The organism is Bacillus cereus group sp. TH152-1LC, from assembly GCF_027710505.1.
GTDB lineage: Bacteria > Bacillota > Bacilli > Bacillales > Bacillaceae_G > Bacillus_A > Bacillus_A mobilis.
This window is the reverse complement of sequence record NZ_JAQFNK010000004.1, coordinates 185,036-206,841: the sequence shown is the minus strand read 5'-3', so window position 1 is coordinate 206,841 and position 21,806 is coordinate 185,036. Positions and strand designations below refer to the sequence as shown.

Genomic DNA, 21,806 nt, shown 5'->3' with positions numbered 1-21,806 from the left:
TAAAATAACAAGGCACGATTTTAATCGTGCCTTGTTTTATAAATATAGAAATATATTTATAAAACTTTTCGATGAAGAAGGAAAACTTCCTTTACAAGTCGAATATACATATTTCAAAAGTTTTAAATTTTTTTTATTTGTACATAACTAGTCATATTATTTGTATTTCTCGCCACGTAGTGACATAATATGTATTTACATACGATACATTTATCGTGTACATACGAAGGCAAGAGGTTAGCACTTTGTAAGGGGTGTGAAAATATGTTTAAATTTAATGATGAAAAAGGTCAATTAAAATGTTCTTTCTGTGGTAAAACACAAACGCAAGTTCGAAAGTTAGTTGCAGGTCCAGGTGTTTACATTTGTGACGAGTGTATCGAACTTTGTACTGAAATTGTACAAGAGGAGCTTGCGAAGGACGAAGAAGTAGAATTCAAAGATGTACCGAAACCGGTAGAAATTCGTGAAATCTTAGATGAGTATGTCATCGGACAAGATAACGCGAAAAAAGCACTAGCGGTAGCGGTATATAACCATTACAAACGCATTAATTCTAACAGCAAAATTGATGATGTAGAATTAGCGAAGAGTAATATTTCACTTATTGGGCCAACGGGTAGTGGTAAAACATTACTGGCACAAACATTAGCGCGTATTTTAAATGTTCCATTTGCAATCGCGGACGCAACATCTTTAACTGAAGCTGGATACGTTGGGGAAGATGTAGAAAACATCTTACTAAAATTGATCCAAGCAGCTGATTATGATGTAGAGAAAGCGGAAAAAGGAATCATTTATATTGATGAGATTGATAAAGTGGCACGTAAGTCCGAAAATCCATCAATTACACGTGATGTATCTGGTGAAGGTGTGCAGCAGGCACTTCTGAAAATTTTAGAAGGTACTGTAGCAAGCGTTCCACCTCAAGGTGGTCGTAAGCATCCGCACCAAGAGTTTATTCAAATTGATACAACGAATATCTTATTCATCTGTGGTGGAGCGTTTGATGGCATCGAGCCAATTATTAAACGTCGTCTTGGTGAAAAAGTAATTGGATTTGGTGCGGAGAAGAAAAATGCTGATGTAAATGAGAAGCATGTTTTATCTCACGTATTACCAGAGGACCTTTTAAGATTTGGTTTAATTCCAGAGTTTATTGGTCGTCTTCCAGTTATTGCGAACCTAGAGCCGCTTGATGAAGATGCTCTTGTTGATATTTTAACGAAACCGAAAAATGCACTTGTTAAGCAATTCCAAAAATTATTGGAGCTTGACGATGTTGAGTTAGAGTTTGAAGAAGGTGCACTAATTGAAATTGCGAAAAAAGCAATTGAACGTAAAACAGGTGCTCGTGGACTTCGTTCTATTATTGAAGGCTTGATGCTGGATGTAATGTTCGAACTGCCATCTCGCAAAGATATTGAGAAGTGTATTCTTACGAAAGAAACAGTAGCTGATAATGAACCGCCGAAATTGGTTTTACAAGACGGTACTGTACTTGATACAAAAACATCTGCATAGTGAGAAGGAGAAACAGCAATTTTTATAATTGCTGTTTTTCTTTATGTTTAGCTATGTTCCTCCGCGGAAATACTAAGAGATAAAACATTGCGGGAGGAAATAAATGATGAGCTGGACAAATATATTTTTACTTGTTCAACTTGTTTTTGGTGTAATTGTCGGATTGTACTTTTGGCATTTACTTCGAAATCAGCGAACACAAAAAGTTTCAATTGATCGAGAATCGAAAAAAGAATTAGAACAACTTCGTAAAATGCGCGAGATTTCTTTAACAGAGCCGCTTGCGGAAAAGGTGCGTCCTACATCCTTTATAGATATTGTAGGGCAAGAGGACGGGATTAAGTCGTTAAAAGCGGCTCTTTGTGGCCCGAACCCGCAACATGTGATTATATATGGTCCGCCAGGTGTTGGAAAGACAGCGGCAGCACGTCTTGTTTTAGAGGAAGCGAAACGAAATCCAAAATCTCCATTTCGCACGAATGCAACATTTATTGAACTGGATGCGACGACAGCTAGGTTTGATGAACGTGGTATTGCAGACCCTTTAATCGGTTCGGTACATGATCCGATTTATCAAGGTGCTGGTGCAATGGGGCAAGCGGGTATTCCGCAACCGAAAAAAGGTGCGGTAACAGATGCACATGGTGGTATTTTGTTTATTGATGAGATTGGTGAACTACATCCGATTCAAATGAACAAAATGTTAAAGGTGCTAGAAGACCGGAAAGTATTTTTGGAAAGTGCATACTATAGTGAAGAGAATACGATGATTCCAACATATATACATGACATTTTTCAAAAAGGTTTACCAGCCGATTTTCGCTTAGTTGGGGCGACGACACGTTCGCCGGAGGAGATTCCTCCTGCTATTCGGTCACGCTGCTTAGAAGTATTTTTCCGTGAGTTAGATACAGAAGAGATTCAAAAAGTAGCGAAGAATGCAGCTGACAAAGTGGAAATGCAAATAGGTGAAAATGGTATTGAAATGATTGGGATGTATGCAAGAAATGGACGAGAAGCGATTAATCTTGTACAAATTTCTGCTGGTATGGCGATAAATGAAGAACGTTCTTTCATTAAAGATGAAGATATAGAGTGGGTTGTTCACTCTAGTCAACTTACACCAAAATATGAAAAACGTATTTATCCTATTCCAAGAATCGGCCTTGTAAATGGACTGGCTGTATACGGACCAAATACAGGCGCGTTATTAGAAATTGAAGTAACAGCAATCAAAGCGAAAGATAAAGGATCGGTAAATGTTACCGGAATTGTTGAAGAGGAAAGTATTGGTAGTCAAACGAAATCCATTCGCCGTAAAAGTATGGCGAAAGGTTCTGTAGATAATGTATTAACGGTACTTCGTTCTCTAGATGTGTTGCCAGAAGGATACGATATACATATTAATTTTCCAGGTGGTATCCCAATTGATGGGCCTTCGGCAGGTATTGCTATGGCAACGGGTGTATATTCAGCAGTGCATCGTACGTATGTGAATAATGAAGTAGCGATGACCGGTGAAATAAGTATACACGGTGAAGTGAAACCTATTGGTGGTGTGTATGCAAAAATAAAAGCTGCGAAAAAAGCAGGTGCGAAGAAAGTCATCATTCCTGCTGAAAACATGCAACCGTTTTTGTACACAATAAAAGGCATTGAAATCATTCCTGTTCGTAAGTTAAAAGAAGTATTTGAGCTAACATTTATGCAGGAAAATATGCATCGAGAGCTTGATATACATACTGCTGTGGATGAAACAGATGCACAATCAATGTGAGAATGAACGATAATAAAATTTGCCAGACTTCGTTTAAGTTTGTATGCTTAAGCGGAGTCTTTTTTCCTTTTTATAAGGGAGAAAAACGAGGGATTTACAATTGCGGAAAATCTCTGCAATTGCATCTAGATGTATTGTAATATAAAATAGTTGAACAGGAGTTTAATTTATTATGGAGGTGCTATGTCTAGTATGAATACGAATGAAAGAATCGTACCCCTCCTACCATTAAGAGGCGTTCTCGTATATCCAACGATGGTTCTGCATCTTGATGTAGGACGTGATAAATCGATACAAGCACTAGAGCAGGCGGCAATGGATGAAAATATCATCTTTTTAGCGATGCAAAAAGAAATGAATATCGATGATCCGAAAGAAGATGACATATATAGTGTAGGTACAGTGGCGAAAGTGAAGCAAATGTTAAAATTGCCGAACGGTACGCTTCGTGTCCTTGTAGAAGGTTTACATAGAGCTGAAGTAGTAGAGTTTATCGAAGAAGAAAATGTAGTGCAAGTTTCTATCAAAACGGTAACGGAAGAAGTGGAAGATGATCTAGAAGAGAAAGCTCTTATGCGCACATTACTCGAGCATTTCGAACAATATATTAAAGTTTCGAAAAAAGTTTCAAATGAAACATTTGCAACGGTAGCTGATGTAGAAGAGCCAGGAAGATTAGCTGATTTAATTGCTTCTCACTTGCCGATTAAAACGAAGCAGAAACAAGAAATCTTAGAGCTTGTATCTGTGAAGGAACGATTACATACACTTATTTCAATTATTCAAGATGAACAAGAGTTACTTAGTTTAGAAAAGAAAATTGGACAAAAAGTGAAACGTTCAATGGAGCGCACGCAAAAAGAATATTTCTTACGTGAGCAAATGAAGGCGATTCAAACTGAACTTGGCGATAAAGAAGGTAAGGGCGGGGAAGTTGAAGAACTTCGTGAGAAAATTGAACAGTCAGGAATGCCGGAAGAAACAATGAAGGCAGCACTGAAAGAATTAGATCGTTATGAAAAGTTACCAGCAAGTTCTGCGGAGAGCGGTGTTATTCGCAATTATATGGATTGGTTATTAGCACTTCCGTGGACAGAAGCGACAGAAGATATGATTGATCTTGCTCATTCGGAAGAGATTTTAAACAAAGATCATTACGGTCTTGAGAAAGTGAAAGAGCGCGTACTTGAATATTTAGCTGTACAGAAGTTAACGAATTCATTAAAAGGACCTATCCTTTGCTTAGTAGGACCTCCTGGGGTCGGGAAAACTTCGTTAGCGCGTTCGATCGCAACATCATTAAATCGTAATTTTGTCCGTGTATCCCTTGGTGGTGTACGTGATGAATCTGAAATTCGTGGTCACCGCCGTACGTATGTTGGAGCAATGCCAGGACGCATTATTCAAGGTATGAAAAAGGCGAAAACAGTTAATCCAGTCTTTTTATTAGATGAGATTGATAAAATGTCTAACGATTTCCGTGGAGATCCATCCGCAGCATTACTTGAAGTGTTAGACCCAGAACAAAACCATAACTTCAGTGATCATTACATTGAAGAACCATATGATTTATCGAAAGTTATGTTTGTAGCAACTGCGAATACACTTTCAAGTATTCCAGGTCCATTGCTTGACCGTATGGAAATTATTTCGATTGCCGGTTATACTGAACTTGAAAAAGTTCACATTGCCCGTGAACATTTATTGCCGAAACAATTAAAAGAGCATGGCTTACGAAAAGGTAATTTACAAGTACGTGATGAAGCACTTCTTGAAATTATTCGTTATTATACACGTGAGGCTGGTGTTCGTACACTAGAGCGCCAAATTGCAAAAGTTTGTCGTAAAGCCGCAAAAATTATCGTTACAGCAGAACGCAAGCGTATTGTAGTAACAGAGAAAAACATCGTTGATTTACTTGGTAAGCACATATTCCGTTATGGGCAAGCCGAAAAAACAGACCAAGTTGGTATGGCGACAGGGTTAGCATATACAGCAGCAGGTGGCGATACACTAGCGATTGAAGTGTCTGTAGCGCCAGGTAAAGGGAAATTAATTTTAACAGGGAAACTTGGGGATGTTATGAAAGAATCCGCACAAGCAGCGTTTAGCTATATTCGTTCTCGTGCAGAAGAGCTTCAGATTGATCCGAATTTCCATGAGAAAAATGATATTCATATTCATGTTCCAGAAGGAGCAGTTCCAAAAGATGGACCGTCAGCAGGTATTACGATGGCAACGGCACTTATTTCTGCACTAACAGGTATTCCTGTAAGTAAAGAAGTGGGGATGACAGGTGAAATTACACTTCGTGGTCGTGTATTACCAATCGGTGGTTTAAAAGAAAAAACATTAAGTGCTCACCGCGCAGGCTTAACAAAAATTATTTTGCCAGCAGAAAACGAGAAAGATTTAGATGATATTCCAGAAAGCGTAAAAGAAAACCTTACGTTTGTGCTTGCATCTCATTTAGATGAAGTATTGGAGCACGCATTAGTAGGAGTGAAACAATGAAAGTAACAAAAGCAGATATTGTAATTAGTGCTGTTAAACCAGAACAATATCCAGACAGTGATTTACCAGAAATTGCATTAGCAGGTCGTTCAAATGTCGGGAAGTCTTCCTTTATTAATAAAATTTTAAATCGTAAAAAGTTAGTACGTATTTCTTCTAAACCAGGAAAAACGCAAACGCTGAACTTTTTCTTAATCAATGAGATGATGCATTTTGTTGACGTTCCAGGTTATGGATATGCGAAAGTATCTAAATCAGAGCGTGCAGCATGGGGCAAGATGATTGAAACATACTTTACAACGCGTGAGCAATTAGACGCAGCTGTATTAGTAGTTGATTTACGTCACCAACCAACAAATGATGACGTGATGATGTATGATTTCTTAAAGCATTATGAAATCCCAACAATTATTATTGCGACGAAAGCTGATAAAATTCCGAAAGGGAAATGGCAAAAGCATTTAAAAGTTGTAAAAGAAACGCTTGCTGTTGAAATTGGCGATGAAATTGTTCTATTCTCTTCTGAAACAGGACTTGGAAAAGAAGAAGCGTGGAAGGCAATTCATAGAATGACAAAAACAAAAAACGCGTGACGAATGTCGCGCGTTTTTTTATTTACTACATTTTTTTATTTTACGTTTAATGTAACCTCAATATTACCTCTTGTTGCTTTCGAATAAGGACATACACCGTGAGCAGCTTCTACAAGTTCTTGTGCTTCAGCGTGAGAAACGCCAGCAATGTGTACATCAAGTACAGCAGATAGGCCGAAACCGCCATCTGTATCTTTGCCGATAGAAACGTGAGCAGTTACTTCTGTGCTTTCTACTTTCACACGTTTAGTACGAATGACAAGTTGTAATGCACTATCAAAACAAGCGGCATAACCAGCAGCAAATAGCTGTTCTGGATTTGTTGCCTCTCCGCCTGCACCACCTAGTGCTTTCGGCATTTTTACATCAAGATTTAATATGCCATCATCTGAAACTACTTTTCCGTTTCGTCCACCTGTAGCAGTTACTGAAGCAGTATATAATTTATCCATGTTTATTCCCCTTTTCTTTCATTTATTGTTTTCATTGTTTCCATTAGTTTATTTAATTGAATTAATAAAGAACGATATTCTTGTTCTGTAATTCCTAAATTTGTTGCCATTGTTGTCGGCAATGAACAAGCCTTCTCTTTTAAATCTTTACCTTGTTCTGTTAATTCAATACAAACTTTGCGCTCGTCTTCTTTGGAACGAACACGTTTTACAAGTTGCAATGATTCCATCCGCTTTAACATAGGTGTTAACGTGCCGGAATCTAAAAATAGACGTTCTCCAATTTCTTTTACTGTTAGTCCATCTTGCTCCCATAGTACAAGTAAAGTAATGTATTGAGGATACGTAATACCTATCTCTTCTAAATGTGGTCGATAAAAGCGTGTCACTTCTTTAGAACAGGCGTAAATAGAAAAACAAAGTTGGTTATCTAGATGTAAAGAATTCTCTGTCATACATAACTCCCTTCTAATTAAGTTGTGCACAATTTAATTTTGTGAAATCAATATAACGAAAAAGAAATACAATGTCAAATACATTGTATTGAGAAAGTTTGTGCTACAATTTGGAACAATCATACATATTTTCCTTCATGATGAAAGAAGATAGGAAAGATGATGTTATAATTCATATGGAATAGTTTCCATCACTTGATTATGAGTGCTTTTTTTGGTAACGTACAAATAGAGTTATTAATTTATAATCATTATAAAGTAGAAAGTCTTTATTAGTTTTACTGAATCTCCTTTATTACATACGGAGAATAAATAAAAAATAATCGGTTGTTCACACGATTGTCAGATTCATAAGAGGAAAGTTGTATTATGATAGTAGATAAAGTGATAAAACGGGTGAAGGGGGACATGCTGCGTGCATATTCTTGTTGTTAGTGTAAATTATCGAACAGCCCCTGTAGAATTTCGTGAGAAACTCACATTTCAGGCAGCAGAGCTAGAGCAAGCAATGACTACATTACAAAATCAAAAGAGCGTGTTAGAGAATGTCATTGTATCCACTTGTAATCGCACTGAGATTTACGCTGTTGTCGATCAATTACACACGGGACGGTATTATATTAAGAAGTTTTTAGCTGATTGGTTTCAGCTTGAAATAGAAGAAGTCGCACCATATTTAACTATTTTTGAACAAGATGGTGCAATAGACCATTTATTCCGCGTAACGTGCGGTTTAGATTCTATGGTAGTCGGAGAAACGCAGATTTTAGGTCAAATAAAAGATAGCTTTTTAGAAGCGCAACAAGTAAAAGCAACAGGCACAATTTTTAATGAATTGTTTAAGCAAGTGGTGACGTTAGCGAAACGTGCGCACTCAGAAACGACGATTGGTGAAAGTGCGATGTCGGTTAGTTATGCTGCTGTCGAGCTTGGGAAGAAAATATTCGGCGAGCTAACAGATTGTCACGTACTTATTCTTGGTGCTGGCAAAATGGGTGAACTGGCACTGCAAAACTTATATGGAAGCGGTGCTCGAAAAGTAACAGTTATGAATAGGACGTTTATGAAAGCGGAAGTAATGGCTGAGAAATATATGGGACATGCAAAGCCTTTAAGTGAATTGCAATGTGCATTATTAGAAGCGGATATTTTAATTAGTTCAACTGGTGCATCTGAGTATGTTATTACGAAAGAGATGATGACAAAGGTAGAGAAAATGCGCTCTGGTCGTCCGTTATTTATGGTGGATATTGCAGTGCCGCGTGATATTGATCCAGCGATTGATGAACTAGAAGGTTCTTTCTTATATGACATTGATGATTTGCAAGGAGTAGTGGAAGCAAATCGTGCTGAGCGTTTGAAAGAAGCAGAGAAAATTCAATTTATGATTGAAGAGGAAATTGTTTTATTTAAAACGTGGTTAAGTACACTTGGTGTTGTTCCGTTAATAGCAGCTCTTCGTGATAAGGCACTTGCTATCCAAAGTGAAACGATGGAAAGTTTGGAACGCAAAATACCGAATCTTAGTGATCGTGAGAGAAAAGTAATTAGTAAGCATACGAAAAGTATTATTAATCAATTATTAAAAGACCCAATTTTAGTAGCGAAAGAAATAGCTGCTGAAGAGGGAGCAGACGAAAAATTAGCGTTATTTGCAAAGATTTTCGATTTAGAAATGGAAGACGTAGAGAGTAGTGCGGAAGAAGTAGAACATAAAAGAGCGTGGACACCATCCGTTCCATCTTTATAATTTGGAAGGATGATCGGATGAGTTTTTTAAATAACAGTATTATTTATCATATTGCAATTATTTTATATGCTTGTAGCATTAGTTTATATTTTATAGATTATTTCCAAAGTAACCGAAAGGCGAACCGATTTGCTTTTTGGTTACTTTCGATTGTATGGGTTCTGCAGTCTATCTTCATGTTACTTCGGGCTACAGATTCAGAAACGAACCCTATATTAACTTTATTATCAGGGATTTATTTTTATGTTTGGCTATTGATTACGATGTCGTTAGTCATTAATCGATTTATGAGAATCGACTTTCTAGTCTTTTTTACAAATGTTGTCGCATTTGGCGTAAGCGCTTTTTCTATTTTTACACCGCTCGGAAAGATGTCGCCGGTACTTGCTGAGCAATTAGTTTCGGAACTTGTATATGTACACGTCGGTATGGCTATTATTTCTTATGCAACTTTCACTGTATCGTTCATTTTTTCTATCATGTATTTATTACAATATCGCCTATTAAAAAAGAAAAAATGGAATGCGAGATTAAGAAGGTTAGGGAATTTACCGAAGCTAGAATCGATGTCTTACGGATTAAATTTATTTTCTGTTCCATTTTTCTTACTAGCTATTTTATTAGGGTGCATATGGGGATATACGAAATTGGACAATTTCCATTGGTATGATACGAAAGTGATCGGATCTTTTGTCGTTCTATTTGTATATTGTGCTGGCCTATATTTACGAGTGGCAGATGTGTTGCAAGGGAAGAAAATCGTGCAGTGGAACATCGGGGCATTTCTTGTAATGTTAATTAATATTTTTCTATTAAGCAGTTTATCCAACTTCCACTTTTGGTATTTATAATGAGGAGAGAGAATTATGCGCAAAATTATTGTAGGGTCACGAAAGAGTAAATTAGCATTAACGCAAACAAACTGGTTTATTGATCAGTTAAAAGCGCTAGGTTTACCATATGAATTTGAAGTGAAAGAAATCGTCACAAAAGGTGATGTTATTTTAGATGTTACTCTTTCAAAGGTAGGCGGAAAAGGCTTGTTTGTGAAAGAGATTGAACATGCGTTACTTACGAAAGAAATTGATATGGCTGTACATAGTATGAAAGATATGCCGGCCGTACTTCCAGAAGGATTAATGATTGGTTGTATACCGAAGCGTGTTGACCCTCGTGATGCTTTTATCTCAAAAAGCGGAGCATCGTTTAAAGATTTAGCAGAAGGTTCTATTTTAGGTACGAGTAGTTTAAGACGCAGTGCACAATTATTAGCCGCGAGACCAGATTTACAAGTGAAGTGGATTCGCGGAAATATCGATACACGTTTACGTAAATTACAAGAAGAAGATTACGATGCAATCATTTTAGCGACAGCTGGATTACAAAGAATGGGCTGGGATAATGAAGTTATTACAGAACATTTAGATGAGACGTTATGTGTACCTGCTGTAGGACAAGGTGCATTAGCGATTGAGTGCCGTGAGGACGATAAGGATTTACGACAGCTGTTAGCGCATATGAATGATGCAGTAACAGAAAGAACAGTGGCAGCTGAGCGAGTATTTCTTCATAAACTTGAAGGTGGATGCCAAGTTCCGATTGCTGGATATGCAACCCTTACAGAAAACGATGCCATCGAATTAACAGCTCTTGTCGGTTCTATGGATGGTTCTGTTTTATTAAAAGAGACAGTAGTAGGAACGAATCCAGCGGAAGTAGGATTAGAGGCTGCGGACCGTTTAATTAAACAAGGCGCAAAAGAACTCATTCTTGCTGCAAATAAGGGGCAACAATAAATATGAACGCTCTCGCTGGCAAAACGGTATTGATTACACGTGCCCAGCATCAAGCAAAACAAATGAGTGTAGTGGTGAAAGAAAAGAGCGGAATTCCATTGGAAATTCCGCTTTTGCGTATGGAAGGTATGTCCCATCGACAGATTCAACATATAGCAGGGCAACTACATTCGTATGACTGGGTTATTTTTACGAGTAAAAATGGGGTAGCTTTTTTTCTAGATCGTTTGAGAAAGAGGCTCCCGGTAACGACTAAAATTGCTGCAGTAGGCGTGAAAACAAGGTTAGAGTTAGAAAAGCGGGGCTATGAAGTGGACTTCGTTCCAACTTCATTTGTTGCAGAAGCATTTGCAGAAGAGTTTATAAAAAGACTAAGTGGAAACGAATGCATTTTATTTCCGAAAGGGAATTTAGCAAGAGATGTAATTCCAGTTGCACTTCGCGAAATTGGTGTTTCTCTAGATGAGCTAATCGTATATGGTACGAAAGAAAATGCAGAGAAAAAACAAGAGTTAATAGAAGCGTTAGAAGTAAGGAAAGTAGACATTATTACATTTACGAGCCCTTCAACTGTTACTAGTTTTGTTCGTTTACTTGAGGGTACAAACTGGAGAGAATGGACAAAAAAATGTACAATTGCTTGTATAGGGCCTATTACGGAAAAAGAGGCGAGCCTTTATTTTCCGCGTATTATTATGCCGAAAGAGTACACGGTAGAAGCATTACTACAATGTATTTGTGAATCTATAAAGTGAAACTTTAATTAGTGGGGTCTTACTGCCCGTAAATAGCGGGATAAAATAAAAGAATGGGGATAGAAATCTATGAACTCTTTACAATTTAATCGTCATCGTCGCTTAAGACAAAGTGGTAATATGCGTGCGCTTGTGCGTGAAACGTTTTTACATACGGAAGATTTTATTTACCCTATTTTTGTATTAGAAGGAGAAAACGTTCGTAATGAAGTGCCTTCTATGCCAGGCGTATATCAAATGTCTTTAGATTTATTGCAGGCTGAAATGCAAGAGGTTGTTGATTTAGGTATTCGTTCTGTTATTGTATTTGGTTTACCTGCTGAAAAAGATGAAGTTGGATCATCAGCATATTGTGATCATGGAATTGTGCAACGTGCAATTCAGCAAATTAAAGGTGAATTCCCTGAGCTAGTAGTAGTTGCAGATACATGTTTATGTCAATTCACAAGCCATGGTCATTGCGGTGTAATTGAAGATGGTATTATTTTAAATGATGAGTCTCTTGCAGTTCTTGCGAAAACAGCTGTCAGCCAAGCGAAAGCGGGAGCAGACATTATTGCGCCATCAAACATGATGGACGGATTTGTAACAGTAATTCGCCACGCATTAGATGAAAATGGTTTTGGACATGTACCAGTAATGTCATACGCTGTGAAATATTCATCAGCATTTTACGGACCATTCCGTGATGCGGCACACGGTGCACCACAATTTGGTGATCGTAAAACATATCAAATGGACCCAGCGAACCGCATGGAAGCATTCCGTGAAGCAGAATCAGATGTAATGGAAGGGGCAGATTTCTTAATTGTAAAGCCAGCTCTTTCTTACTTAGATATCGTTCGTGATGTGAAAAATAACTTTAATTTACCAGTTGTTGCTTATAACGTAAGCGGCGAATATTCAATGATTAAAGCGGCAGCGCAAAATGGTTGGATTAATGAAAAAGAAGTTGTACTTGAAAAATTAATTAGCATGAAACGTGCAGGAGCAGATTTAATTATTACGTATCATGCGAAAGATGCAGCAAGATGGTTACAAGAAGGAGGCGCTAAATAATGAAAAAGTTTGATAAGTCGATTGCGGCGTTTGAAGAGGCGCAAGATTTAATGCCTGGTGGCGTAAATAGCCCAGTTCGTGCCTTTAAGTCTGTTGGTATGAATCCGTTGTTTATGGAGCGTGGAAAAGGCTCTAAAGTGTATGATATCGATGGAAATGAATACATCGATTACGTATTATCATGGGGACCTTTAATTCATGGTCATGCGAATGATCGTGTTGTGGATGCTTTAAAATCTGTTGCTGAAAGGGGGACAAGCTTCGGTGCTCCAACGGAAATTGAGAATGAATTAGCGAAACTTGTTATTGAGCGCGTACCATCAATTGAGATTGTACGTATGGTTAACTCAGGAACAGAAGCGACAATGAGTGCGCTACGTTTAGCTCGTGGTTATACAGGTCGTAACAAAATTTTGAAATTCATCGGTTGTTATCACGGTCATGGTGATTCGTTATTAATTAAAGCGGGTTCTGGTGTGGCGACGTTAGGTTTACCAGATAGCCCTGGTGTACCAGAAGGTGTAGCGAAAAATACAATTACAGTAGCGTATAACGATTTAGAAAGTGTGAAATACGCTTTCGAACAATTCGGTGATGATATTGCTTGTGTCATCGTAGAACCAGTAGCAGGGAATATGGGTGTTGTTCCTCCGCAGCCAGGATTTTTAGAAGGCCTTCGTGAAGTAACAGAGCAAAATGGTGCATTGCTTATTTTTGATGAAGTCATGACAGGATTCCGAGTTGCTTATAATTGTGGACAAGGTTATTACGGTGTAACACCTGATTTAACTTGTTTAGGTAAAGTAATCGGCGGTGGCTTACCGGTAGGAGCATACGGTGGTAAAGCAGAAATTATGCGACAAGTTGCACCGAGCGGACCGATTTACCAAGCAGGTACTTTATCAGGTAACCCACTTGCAATGGCAGCAGGTTATGAAACGTTAGTACAGTTAACGCCAGAATCATATGTAGAATTCGAGCGTAAAGCTGAAATGTTAGAAGCTGGATTACGTAAAGCGGCTGAAAAACATGGCATTCCGCATCATATTAACCGCGCGGGTTCTATGATTGGTATCTTCTTTACAGATGAACAAGTTATTAATTACGATGCAGCAAAATCTTCAAACTTAGAATTCTTTGCAGCTTATTATCGTGAAATGGTAGAGCAAGGTGTATTCTTGCCACCATCTCAATTCGAAGGCTTATTCTTATCAACAGCACATAGTGATGCAGATATTGAAGCGACAATTGCAGCGGCAGAGATTGCCATGTCAAAATTAAAAGCTTAATTGAATAAAGAAAATCGTTCTCCATAAGGGGGGCGATTTTTTTTATTCATAAAGTCAGCTTTCCGTACATAAATCTGTAATGACATATAGTTTGGGAGGGGGAAAAGAAGTGACAACAGATCATTCATTACGTTTTTCATTAAAAGAATCTGTTTGGTTCCAAAAAGGACAGGAAGTCGAAGAACTTTTGTCAATTTCGTTAGATCCAGACGTTGAGATAGAAGAGCTTGATCATGAAGTTATCGTGAGAGGGCAATTAGATTTAACGGGAGAGTATGTTGCAAGGCAAGATGATTCGGCTTATTCATTAAGAGATCTATCACCAGCGAAATCAATTGATTATGTAGAAACAAGAGAGGATGGGGTTAATGAACTTGTTCATTCCTTTCCGCTTGAAATATCAATTCCGAGAAACCGTGTGAAAGTAATTGAAGAACTATATGTATCTATCGAGGAATTTGATTATGAATTAAAGGAAAATGGTTGCTTACAATTATTAGCGGATATATCTATTACAGGTTTATGTGATGAAGAAAGAATTGAGGATGAAGAGGAAGAAACGGCGTATGCTGAGTTAGAGGATGATGCAGCAGAAGAGTATGAAACTAGACCGACGCCACAAGTAGAAGAACCAGCTTATAAGGAATCAGATGAGTGGGAAGATTACGCATTTGAACCGTTCCAACTAGAAGAAAGAAAAGAGCAGGAAGTAGAGGAAGCGGAAATAGAAGAACATGAATTTGTAGAGCGTGAAGAAGAGAAAGAAACAACGCCGCAATTTGAATTGTTCGGACGAAAAGATTTCAAAAAAGAGAAAGAGAAAAAGAAAAAGCAAGAAGAACAAGAAGAAGAAGCGTATTCACAGCGAGATGAAAATGCACTGTATTTAACGAAATTATTTACGAAAGAACCAGAAGAAGAATTTACAAAGTTAAGAATGTATTTCGTGCAAGAAGGAGATACGATCGAATCTGTTGCAGATCGTTATGAAACGTCTGTACAAAACTTATATCGTGTCAATCAAACAGAAGATATATATTTAACGGCAGGGCAAATTATTTATATTCCCGTTTCAAGGGCAAAAGCGAAATAAGTGAGTGTTTTTCACTCACTTATTTTCCTAAAGGCTATGTTTTGAATAGAAAGGGTTATTCGTATGGATATGGAATTACGAAATCGCTATGAACCCATTGTAAGGCAATATAGATTGGATACGCAGCATATGGAAGAGCACGGAAGCGTAACGAAAATTTACACGAATCAAGGTCCATATGCGCTCAAGAAAATAGAAGGCAGAAAGTTAGAGCGGAATAACTTTCTGCATCATATTCAATATTTGAAGGAGAAAGGTTTTTCAAATTATGTACCTATATACCATGCGACGGATGGAAATTATATTTTAAATGATGGTACGTATAATTATTATTTAATGCCTTGGTTAGAACGTGCGGAAGGGAACGGAGAGGATAATGATCAATACCATAAAATGTTCCAGACTCTCGGAGCGTTGCATCAAAAAACGGTAAAAGAAGAAACATATACAGAAGAAGATTTAGAGAAGCATTATACAAATATATCTGATCGTTGGGAAAATGATGGTGAGATGTTAGAAGAGTTTCTTGTAGAATCTGAATCGAAGTGGTATATGTCTCCGTTTGAATTGCAATATTGTACGTACTATCATCATGTCATGAGGGCTCGTGAGTTCGCAACGAAGCAATTAAATGAGTGGAACGATGCGATGAAAGAAAAAGAAAAAACACGTATTACTTTTGTACATGGTAACGTATCACTTAATCATTTTTTATTTGATTATGAACGGAACGGCTATTTTATTAGTTTAGAAAAATCGAAGTTTGCAACACCTGTGCAAGATATTGTAGGGTTTTATTCTCGGTCGTTAAACACATATCCAATTGCGCGAAGTGATCGGTTTGAATGGTATCAAATGTACCAAAAAAATTTTCCTTTTACGAAAGAAGAGCAACTACTTATGTTTGCGTATATGACGTATCCATCGCAATTTATTCGGCAAATCCAGTCTTATAAAAAAAGAAGAGAGAGTCGTAATGAGGAAAATGAACTTCTCGGAGTAAAGAGCTTGCAACAATCGCATTGGCTCGTTAGCAATATAGAATATTTCCTTTCGCAATTACAAGCTGCCCAGCAAGGGAACGGATAAAAAGATAAGTAGCATCCTCTACTTATCTTTTTTGTGCGTCAAAAAATTCGTAGTCTTAAATTTATCTTGACGAATAGGGTTTCGTTTTTTACACTATTGTATATAATAATTAACAATCATATAAATGCCTTGAAGGGGAAGAGTATAACAAGAAACGTCTTCAGAGAGGAGAATCATTAGCTGGGAGATTCTCTAGATAGTTATGTTAGAAGGTAGCCCTGGAGCATCTTTTCTGAACGGAATAGTTCTCATTAGGAAAAGACGGATTTGTCCGTTATCAAATTAAGAGTATAAGCAAATTCTGAATTTGTTTGTAAATAAAGGTGGTACCGCGATGTCCCTCGTCCTTTTTTGGATGAGGGGCATTTTTTATTTTAAGGAGGGAAAATAATGTCAAACACGGAAAAGAATTTACCAACTAAATATGATCATATGTCCGTTGAAGAAGGCCTTTATCAGTGGTGGTTAGAAGGCAAATATTTTGAAGCAACAGGAGACGAGAAGAAACAACCGTATACAATTGTAATTCCACCTCCGAACGTAACTGGTAAGTTACACTTAGGTCATGCTTGGGATACAACTCTTCAAGATATTTTAACTCGTACGAAGCGTATGCAAGGCTACGATGTATTATGGCTTCCAGGAATGGACCATGCGGGTATTGCGACACAAGCGAAAGTAGAAGGGAAACTTCGTGAAGAAGGTATTTCACGTTACGATCTTGGCCGTGAGAAGTTCCTTGAAAAAGCTTGGGAGTGGAAAGAAGAATACGCGTCTCACATTCGTCAACAATGGGGGAAAGTTGGTTTAGGACTAGACTATTCTCGCGAGCGTTTCACATTAGACGAAGGTTTATCTGATGCAGTTAATAAAGTATTCGTTCAATTATATGAAAAAGGCTTAATTTACCGTGGTGAATATATTATCAACTGGGACCCAGCAACACGCACAGCCCTTTCTGATATTGAAGTAATTCATAAAGAAGTTCAAGGTGCATTCTACCATATGAACTACCCATTAACAGATGGTTCTGGTCATATTCGTCTTGCTACTACTCGTCCAGAAACGATGCTTGGTGATACAGCAGTAGCAGTTCATCCAGAAGACGATCGTTACAAACATTTAATCGGAAAAACAGTTACACTTCCAATCGTAGGCCGTGAGATTCCGATTATTGCTGATGAGTATGTAGAAAAAGATTTCGGAACAGGCGTTGTAAAAATTACACCAGCTCATGACCCGAATGACTTTGAAGTGGGTAACCGTCATGACTTACCACGTATCTTAGTAATGAACGAAGATGGATCGATGAATGAAAAAGCTGGTAAGTATAACGGCATGGATCGTTTCGAATGTCGTAAAGCATTAGTAAAAGACTTACAAGAAGCGGGCGTATTAGTAGAAATTGAGCCTCATATGCATTCGGTAGGTCACAGTGAGCGTAGTGGTGCAGTTGTTGAGCCTTACTTATCAACACAATGGTTCGTAAAAATGGCTCCACTTGCTGAGAAGGCAGTAGCGCTTCAACAAAAAGAAGAAGAGAAAGTAACGTTCGTACCAGATCGTTTCGAAAACACATATTTACGCTGGATGGAAAACATTCACGACTGGTGTATTTCTCGTCAATTATGGTGGGGACACCGCATTCCAGCTTGGTATCATAAAGAAACTGGTGAAGTATACGTAGGTACAGAAGAGCCAGCAGATATTGAAAACTGGAATCAAGATAACGACGTACTTGATACATGGTTCAGTTCAGCGTTATGGCCATTCTCAACACTTGGTTGGCCAAATGAAGATGCAGCAGACTTCAAGCGTTACTATTCAACAGATGCACTAGTAACGGGTTATGACATCATCTTCTTCTGGGTATCTCGTATGATTTTCCAAGGTTTAGAGTTTACAGGCGAGCGTCCATTTAAAGATGTATTAATTCATGGTTTAGTTCGTGATGAGCAAGGACGTAAAATGAGTAAATCTCTTGGTAACGGTATTGATCCAATGGATGTTATCGAGAAGTACGGTGCAGATGCAATGCGCTATTTCTTATCAACAGGAAGCGCACCAGGTCAAGATCTACGTTTTAGCATGGAGAAAGTAGAATCTACTTGGAACTTCATTAATAAAATTTGGAACGCATCACGTTTCGTATTAATGAACATGGATGATATGAAGTATGAAGAAATCGATTTAACTGGTGAAAAATCAGTTGCGGATAAGTGGATTTTAACTCGCTTAAACGAAACAATCGAAAGCGTAACGCGTAACATGGATAAATATGAGTTCGGTGAAGCTGGTCGTTCATTATACAACTTCATTTGGGACGATTTCTGTGACTGGTACATTGAAATGGCGAAACTTCCACTATACGGTGAAGATGAAGCAGCTAAGAAAACAACTCGTTCTATTTTAGCTTACGTATTAGACCAAACAATGCGTCTATTACACCCATTCATGCCATTCGTAACAGAGAAAATTTGGCAACATTTACCACGTGAAGGTGAATCTATTACAGTAGCAGCATGGCCAACAGTTCGCGAAGATTTACAAGATACAGAAGCTGCGGCAGAAATGCACCTTCTAGTTGATATCATTCGCTCTGTTCGTAACATCCGTGCAGAAGTTAATACGCCAATGAGCAAAAAAGTTCAAATGCAAATTAAAGCAAAAGATGAGGCTGTCCTTGCTCAACTTACAAAAAATAGCTCTTACATTGAGCGTTTCTGTAATCCAAGCGAATTAATCATTCAAACGGATTTACAAGCACCAGAAAAAGCAATGACTGCAATCGTATCAGGTGCAGAGTTATTCTTACCGTTAGCTGATCTTATCAATCTTGATGAAGAGAGAGCACGTCTTGAGAAAGAATTTGAGAAGTTCGACAAAGAAGTAGAACGTGTACAGAAGAAACTTTCAAACCAAGGTTTCGTAGCGAAAGCTCCTGCAGCAGTTATTGACGGAGAGCGTGCGAAAGAGCAAGACTACCTAGAAAAACGTGAAGCAGTTCGCCAACGTCTAGCAGATCTTGAAAAGTAAAATGTTTTTTAGAGGCTCACTATATTGGTGAGTCTCTTTTCTTTGCGTATAATAGGAGTATGAAGGTTGTCTTTTGAAAGGGGAAAGCATACGTGATACATACATACGAAGAAGCGATAGGGTGGATTCATAGCCGATTGAAGTTTGGTATTAAACCAGGATTAGAAAGAATGAGATGGATGCTAGAAGAGCTCGGAAATCCAGAGCGTCACATAAAATGTGTTCATCTTGCTGGTACAAATGGAAAAGGCTCAACGTTAACATATATGCGCTACATGTTAGAAGATGCAAAATATAAGGTAGGAACATTTACCTCTCCTTATATTGAAACATTTAACGAACGTATTAGTGTGAACGGAACACCAATTGCAGATGAAGAGATTACTGAACTTGTAAAGATGGTAAAGCCAGTCGTTGAAAAACTAGATGAGACGGATTTAGGGGAAGCGACTGAGTTTGAAATTATTACTGTTATGGCAATTTGTTATTTCGGTAAAGTTAATTTCTGTGATGTTGTTTTATTTGAAACAGGGCTTGGAGGGCGCTTTGATTCTACGAATGTTATTCATCCTGTTCTCACGATTATTACAAATATCGGCCACGATCATATGCATATTTTAGGGAATACACTAGGAGAAATTGCATATGAGAAGGCGGGGATTATTAAGTCTGGTGTTCCAGTTATTACTGGTGTACAAGATGAGGAAGCATTGCAAGTCATTCAAAAGGTTGCAAAGGAAAATCATGCAAACTTATACGAGATGGGCAAGCATTTTACAGCGTTACATAAACAGTCTAGCGAAGATGGAGAACAGTTCAATTTCACTTGTCCTTTCGCTACTTTTGAAGATGTGCGAATCTCAATGAAAGGTAGTCACCAAGTAGGAAACGCAGCACTTGCACTTATGGCAGTCATGTATGTCAAAACGTACTTATCATTTTTAATTGAGGAAGAAGAAATAAGAACTGGATTACAGGAAGCATATTGGATTGGGCGATTTGAAAAACTACAAAGTAATCCAGATATTATTATAGATGGTGCCCATAACCCAGAAGGTATCGAAAGCCTTGTGAAAACAGTAGAATCACATTACAAAGATAAAAATGTAATAGTTTTATTTACTGCTCTTGGTGATAAACAGTTGCATAATATGGTAGGTCAATTAGAAACAATTGCTGATGAAATTATTTTTACAACATTCGCCTTTGATCGTGCTATTTCTGCTGATAAGCTTGCATCGTATGCAAAGAAAGAGTCAAAATTAGTTTTTGAAAATTGGAAAGAGGCAATTGATACAAAGGTTGAAATGATTGGAGAAAATGATGTTTTTATCATAACAGGTTCTCTTTATTTCATTTCAGAAGTTCGAAAATATATTCGCGAGAAAAACTAGATAGCCTTTGCTATCTAGTTTTTTTGTTCTACAAATGAAGTCAAATGCATACATATAAGATAAATATATAGGGTTATTTGGCGAATTCCTCTGACAAATATCTCGTTTTTTTGTGAAAGGAATATGATATGATGCGGACAACGATAAGAGGTGAGGTGTGAGTGTATGGACAAGCAATCACGAACGATCTCAGTGAAAGTGAATGGAACAGAAGCGAAGTATGAGGAGAAGAAGAAAGATGAATTTGAATGGATGGTAGTAGAAAGTGAAAGACCGAAAAACGTTGTTCCGTTTCAAAAAGCGAAATTAGTGTCTACGGAAAAAAAACGAAAGAAGTGGAGCAATACGTTAATTGCAATCGTTGCAACTGCGATTGTTATTGGTACGGCGTTTGGAATGGGAATGCTACAGTTACTTAAAGGGCAAGGAGCGACAGGGGGAAGTGAAGTAACAGCTTCGAAGCAGGTGCAAAATGAAGAATCAAAGGTGGGTGGAACGTCAGAACAAACACCAGCACCAAAAGAGGAAAAACAAAAAGCGCAGACAGGAACGTCATTAGATCCAATGAAATTATTTTTTGTTCAAGGAGGGATTTATTCTTCCGAAGAAAAGGGACAGGCCGCTCTTGAAGAGTGGAAAGGTAATGGAGGCGTAGCAGCTTTAAAACCGAGCGGTGATAAGTACGCATTAGTTGTTGGTATTGCTAGTGATGAACAAGATATAAACCAATTAATGACGCAGTATAAAAATGATAACGTCTCTGTATTGAAAAAGAACTGGGATATAACAGATAAAGCGTTACTTAAAGAGGATAAAGAAGTTGGTGCGTTTTTAACAAAAGTACAGCCATTATATACTCATTTAGCAAAATATGCTTCTAGCGTACAAGCTAGTGGAAAAAGTAATGCGAAAGATATAGGTGCAATTGAAAAAGAGTGGAAAGCAATTGAAAAAGAAGGAAAAAGTATGAAACAGGAAGAAGCAAAGAAATTGTATATGTATACGTCAGTAGCTGTGCAAACAGTGAAGGATGGAAAAGGTGATAAGGAATCTTTGACGAAATTAAATCAAGTTATTATCGATGGTATACTTTCATATGAAAAAATTGTTTCACAAAAGGCGAAATAATAGGATAATGAAATGACGAAGGAAGAAGTATAGGTACTTCTTTCTTTTCTTTTGAATTTAGAGCAAAGTGCTTTCTCTACGGCAGGAATATAATCGTATTTT

17 protein-coding genes and 1 other annotated feature are annotated in these 21,806 nt (G+C 37.8%); of the genes, 15 read left to right on the top strand and 2 right to left on the bottom strand.

Translation table 11 applies throughout. The features are described from left to right. Positions 1-264: 264 nt before the first annotated feature. The 4 genes from clpX to ysxC all read left to right on the top strand — a co-directional run bounded on the left by clpX (position 265) and on the right by ysxC (position 6,408). Positions 265-1,524 (top strand): ATP-dependent protease ATP-binding subunit ClpX, encoded by a 1,260-nt coding sequence (clpX, locus tag PDL00_RS13145; protein ID WP_000472283.1) that lies wholly within the window; start codon positions 265-267, stop codon positions 1,522-1,524. Positions 1,525-1,630: 106 nt separating this feature from the next. Beyond that, a complete protein-coding gene (lonB, locus tag PDL00_RS13140) occupies positions 1,631-3,301 on the top strand; it encodes an ATP-dependent protease LonB (RefSeq protein ID WP_270729457.1) in 1,671 nt (556 codons plus the stop codon). A gap of 183 nt (positions 3,302-3,484) precedes the next feature. Further along, complete coding sequence (gene lon / locus PDL00_RS13135) at positions 3,485-5,815, top strand: endopeptidase La (RefSeq protein WP_270729455.1); 2,331 nt, start codon at positions 3,485-3,487, stop codon at positions 5,813-5,815. Continuing rightward, complete coding sequence (ysxC, locus tag PDL00_RS13130; RefSeq protein ID WP_000869115.1) at positions 5,812-6,408, top strand: ribosome biogenesis GTP-binding protein YsxC; 597 nt, start codon at positions 5,812-5,814, stop codon at positions 6,406-6,408. Before lon ends, ysxC begins: the two co-directional genes overlap by 4 nt. A 35-nt stretch (positions 6,409-6,443) precedes the next feature. Here ysxC and PDL00_RS13125 read toward each other — a convergent pair whose 3' ends face one another. Then, positions 6,444-6,860, bottom strand: a complete 417-nt coding sequence (locus tag PDL00_RS13125) for an organic hydroperoxide resistance protein (RefSeq protein WP_270729453.1) — start codon at positions 6,858-6,860, stop codon at positions 6,444-6,446. Between the two features lie 2 nt (positions 6,861-6,862). Beyond that, the gene (locus PDL00_RS13120; protein ID WP_270729450.1) at positions 6,863-7,315 is read right to left on the bottom strand and encodes a MarR family winged helix-turn-helix transcriptional regulator; all 453 of its coding nucleotides are present in this window, start codon (positions 7,313-7,315) and stop codon (positions 6,863-6,865) included. Between the two features lie 415 nt (positions 7,316-7,730). Between PDL00_RS13120 and hemA the strand changes: the two genes are divergently transcribed. From hemA to PDL00_RS13065, 11 genes are all read left to right on the top strand, one after another. Next, complete coding sequence (gene hemA / locus PDL00_RS13115; protein WP_270729448.1) at positions 7,731-9,065, top strand: glutamyl-tRNA reductase; 1,335 nt, start codon at positions 7,731-7,733, stop codon at positions 9,063-9,065. Positions 9,066-9,082: 17 nt separating this feature from the next. Then, the gene (locus PDL00_RS13110) at positions 9,083-9,916 is read left to right on the top strand and encodes a cytochrome c biogenesis protein (RefSeq protein WP_000008998.1); all 834 of its coding nucleotides are present in this window, start codon (positions 9,083-9,085) and stop codon (positions 9,914-9,916) included. A gap of 15 nt (positions 9,917-9,931) precedes the next feature. Continuing rightward, the gene (hemC, locus tag PDL00_RS13105; RefSeq protein ID WP_270729446.1) at positions 9,932-10,861 is read left to right on the top strand and encodes a hydroxymethylbilane synthase; all 930 of its coding nucleotides are present in this window, start codon (positions 9,932-9,934) and stop codon (positions 10,859-10,861) included. A 2-nt stretch (positions 10,862-10,863) separates the two neighbouring features. Further along, positions 10,864-11,616 (top strand): uroporphyrinogen-III synthase, encoded by a 753-nt coding sequence (hemD, locus tag PDL00_RS13100; protein ID WP_270729444.1) that lies wholly within the window; start codon positions 10,864-10,866, stop codon positions 11,614-11,616. Positions 11,617-11,685: 69 nt separating this feature from the next. Continuing rightward, positions 11,686-12,675 carry a porphobilinogen synthase gene (hemB, locus tag PDL00_RS13095; RefSeq protein WP_270729442.1) on the top strand — a complete coding sequence of 330 codons (990 nt, stop codon included), beginning with the start codon at positions 11,686-11,688 and terminating at the stop codon, positions 12,673-12,675. Beyond that, a complete protein-coding gene (gene hemL / locus PDL00_RS13090) occupies positions 12,675-13,964 on the top strand; it encodes a glutamate-1-semialdehyde 2,1-aminomutase (RefSeq protein WP_270729439.1) in 1,290 nt (429 codons plus the stop codon). Before hemB ends, hemL begins: the two co-directional genes overlap by 1 nt. Before the next feature lie 109 nt (positions 13,965-14,073). Beyond that, complete coding sequence (spoVID, locus tag PDL00_RS13085) at positions 14,074-15,057, top strand: stage VI sporulation protein D (protein WP_270729437.1); 984 nt, start codon at positions 14,074-14,076, stop codon at positions 15,055-15,057. Positions 15,058-15,120: 63 nt separating this feature from the next. Next, positions 15,121-16,146 carry a spore coat protein YsxE gene (gene ysxE, locus PDL00_RS13080; protein WP_061677141.1) on the top strand — a complete coding sequence of 342 codons (1,026 nt, stop codon included), beginning with the start codon at positions 15,121-15,123 and terminating at the stop codon, positions 16,144-16,146. 120 nt (positions 16,147-16,266) lie between these two features. Beyond that, positions 16,267-16,498, top strand: a binding site (T-box leader). Between the two features lie 38 nt (positions 16,499-16,536). Further along, the gene (locus tag PDL00_RS13075; protein WP_270729435.1) at positions 16,537-19,182 is read left to right on the top strand and encodes a valine--tRNA ligase; all 2,646 of its coding nucleotides are present in this window, start codon (positions 16,537-16,539) and stop codon (positions 19,180-19,182) included. 92 nt (positions 19,183-19,274) lie between these two features. Next, on the top strand, positions 19,275-20,576 hold the full coding sequence (locus PDL00_RS13070; RefSeq protein ID WP_270729433.1) for a bifunctional folylpolyglutamate synthase/dihydrofolate synthase: 1,302 nt from the start codon (positions 19,275-19,277) through the stop codon (positions 20,574-20,576). A 165-nt stretch (positions 20,577-20,741) separates the two neighbouring features. After that, positions 20,742-21,704 (top strand): stage II sporulation protein B, encoded by a 963-nt coding sequence (locus tag PDL00_RS13065; protein ID WP_270729431.1) that lies wholly within the window; start codon positions 20,742-20,744, stop codon positions 21,702-21,704. Positions 21,705-21,806: the final 102 nt, after the last annotated feature.

Bases quoted from the DNA above. Each gene is read 5' to 3' on its own strand.
- clpX (WP_000472283.1), top strand. From the start codon at position 265: ATGTTTAAATTTAATGATGAAAAAGGTCAATTAAAATGTTCTTTCTGT.
- lonB (WP_270729457.1), top strand. From the start codon at position 1,631: ATGAGCTGGACAAATATATTTTTACTTGTTCAACTTGTTTTTGGTGTA.
- lon (WP_270729455.1), top strand. From the start codon at position 3,485: ATGTCTAGTATGAATACGAATGAAAGAATCGTACCCCTCCTACCATTA.
- ysxC (WP_000869115.1), top strand. From the start codon at position 5,812: ATGAAAGTAACAAAAGCAGATATTGTAATTAGTGCTGTTAAACCAGAA.
- PDL00_RS13125 (WP_270729453.1), bottom strand. From the start codon at position 6,860: ATGGATAAATTATATACTGCTTCAGTAACTGCTACAGGTGGACGAAAC.
- PDL00_RS13120 (WP_270729450.1), bottom strand. From the start codon at position 7,315: ATGACAGAGAATTCTTTACATCTAGATAACCAACTTTGTTTTTCTATT.
- PDL00_RS13110 (WP_000008998.1), top strand. From the start codon at position 9,083: ATGAGTTTTTTAAATAACAGTATTATTTATCATATTGCAATTATTTTA.
- hemC (WP_270729446.1), top strand. From the start codon at position 9,932: ATGCGCAAAATTATTGTAGGGTCACGAAAGAGTAAATTAGCATTAACG.
- hemD (WP_270729444.1), top strand. From the start codon at position 10,864: ATGAACGCTCTCGCTGGCAAAACGGTATTGATTACACGTGCCCAGCAT.
- hemB (WP_270729442.1), top strand. From the start codon at position 11,686: ATGAACTCTTTACAATTTAATCGTCATCGTCGCTTAAGACAAAGTGGT.
- hemL (WP_270729439.1), top strand. From the start codon at position 12,675: ATGAAAAAGTTTGATAAGTCGATTGCGGCGTTTGAAGAGGCGCAAGAT.
- ysxE (WP_061677141.1), top strand. From the start codon at position 15,121: ATGGATATGGAATTACGAAATCGCTATGAACCCATTGTAAGGCAATAT.
- PDL00_RS13075 (WP_270729435.1), top strand. From the start codon at position 16,537: ATGTCAAACACGGAAAAGAATTTACCAACTAAATATGATCATATGTCC.
- PDL00_RS13065 (WP_270729431.1), top strand. From the start codon at position 20,742: ATGGACAAGCAATCACGAACGATCTCAGTGAAAGTGAATGGAACAGAA.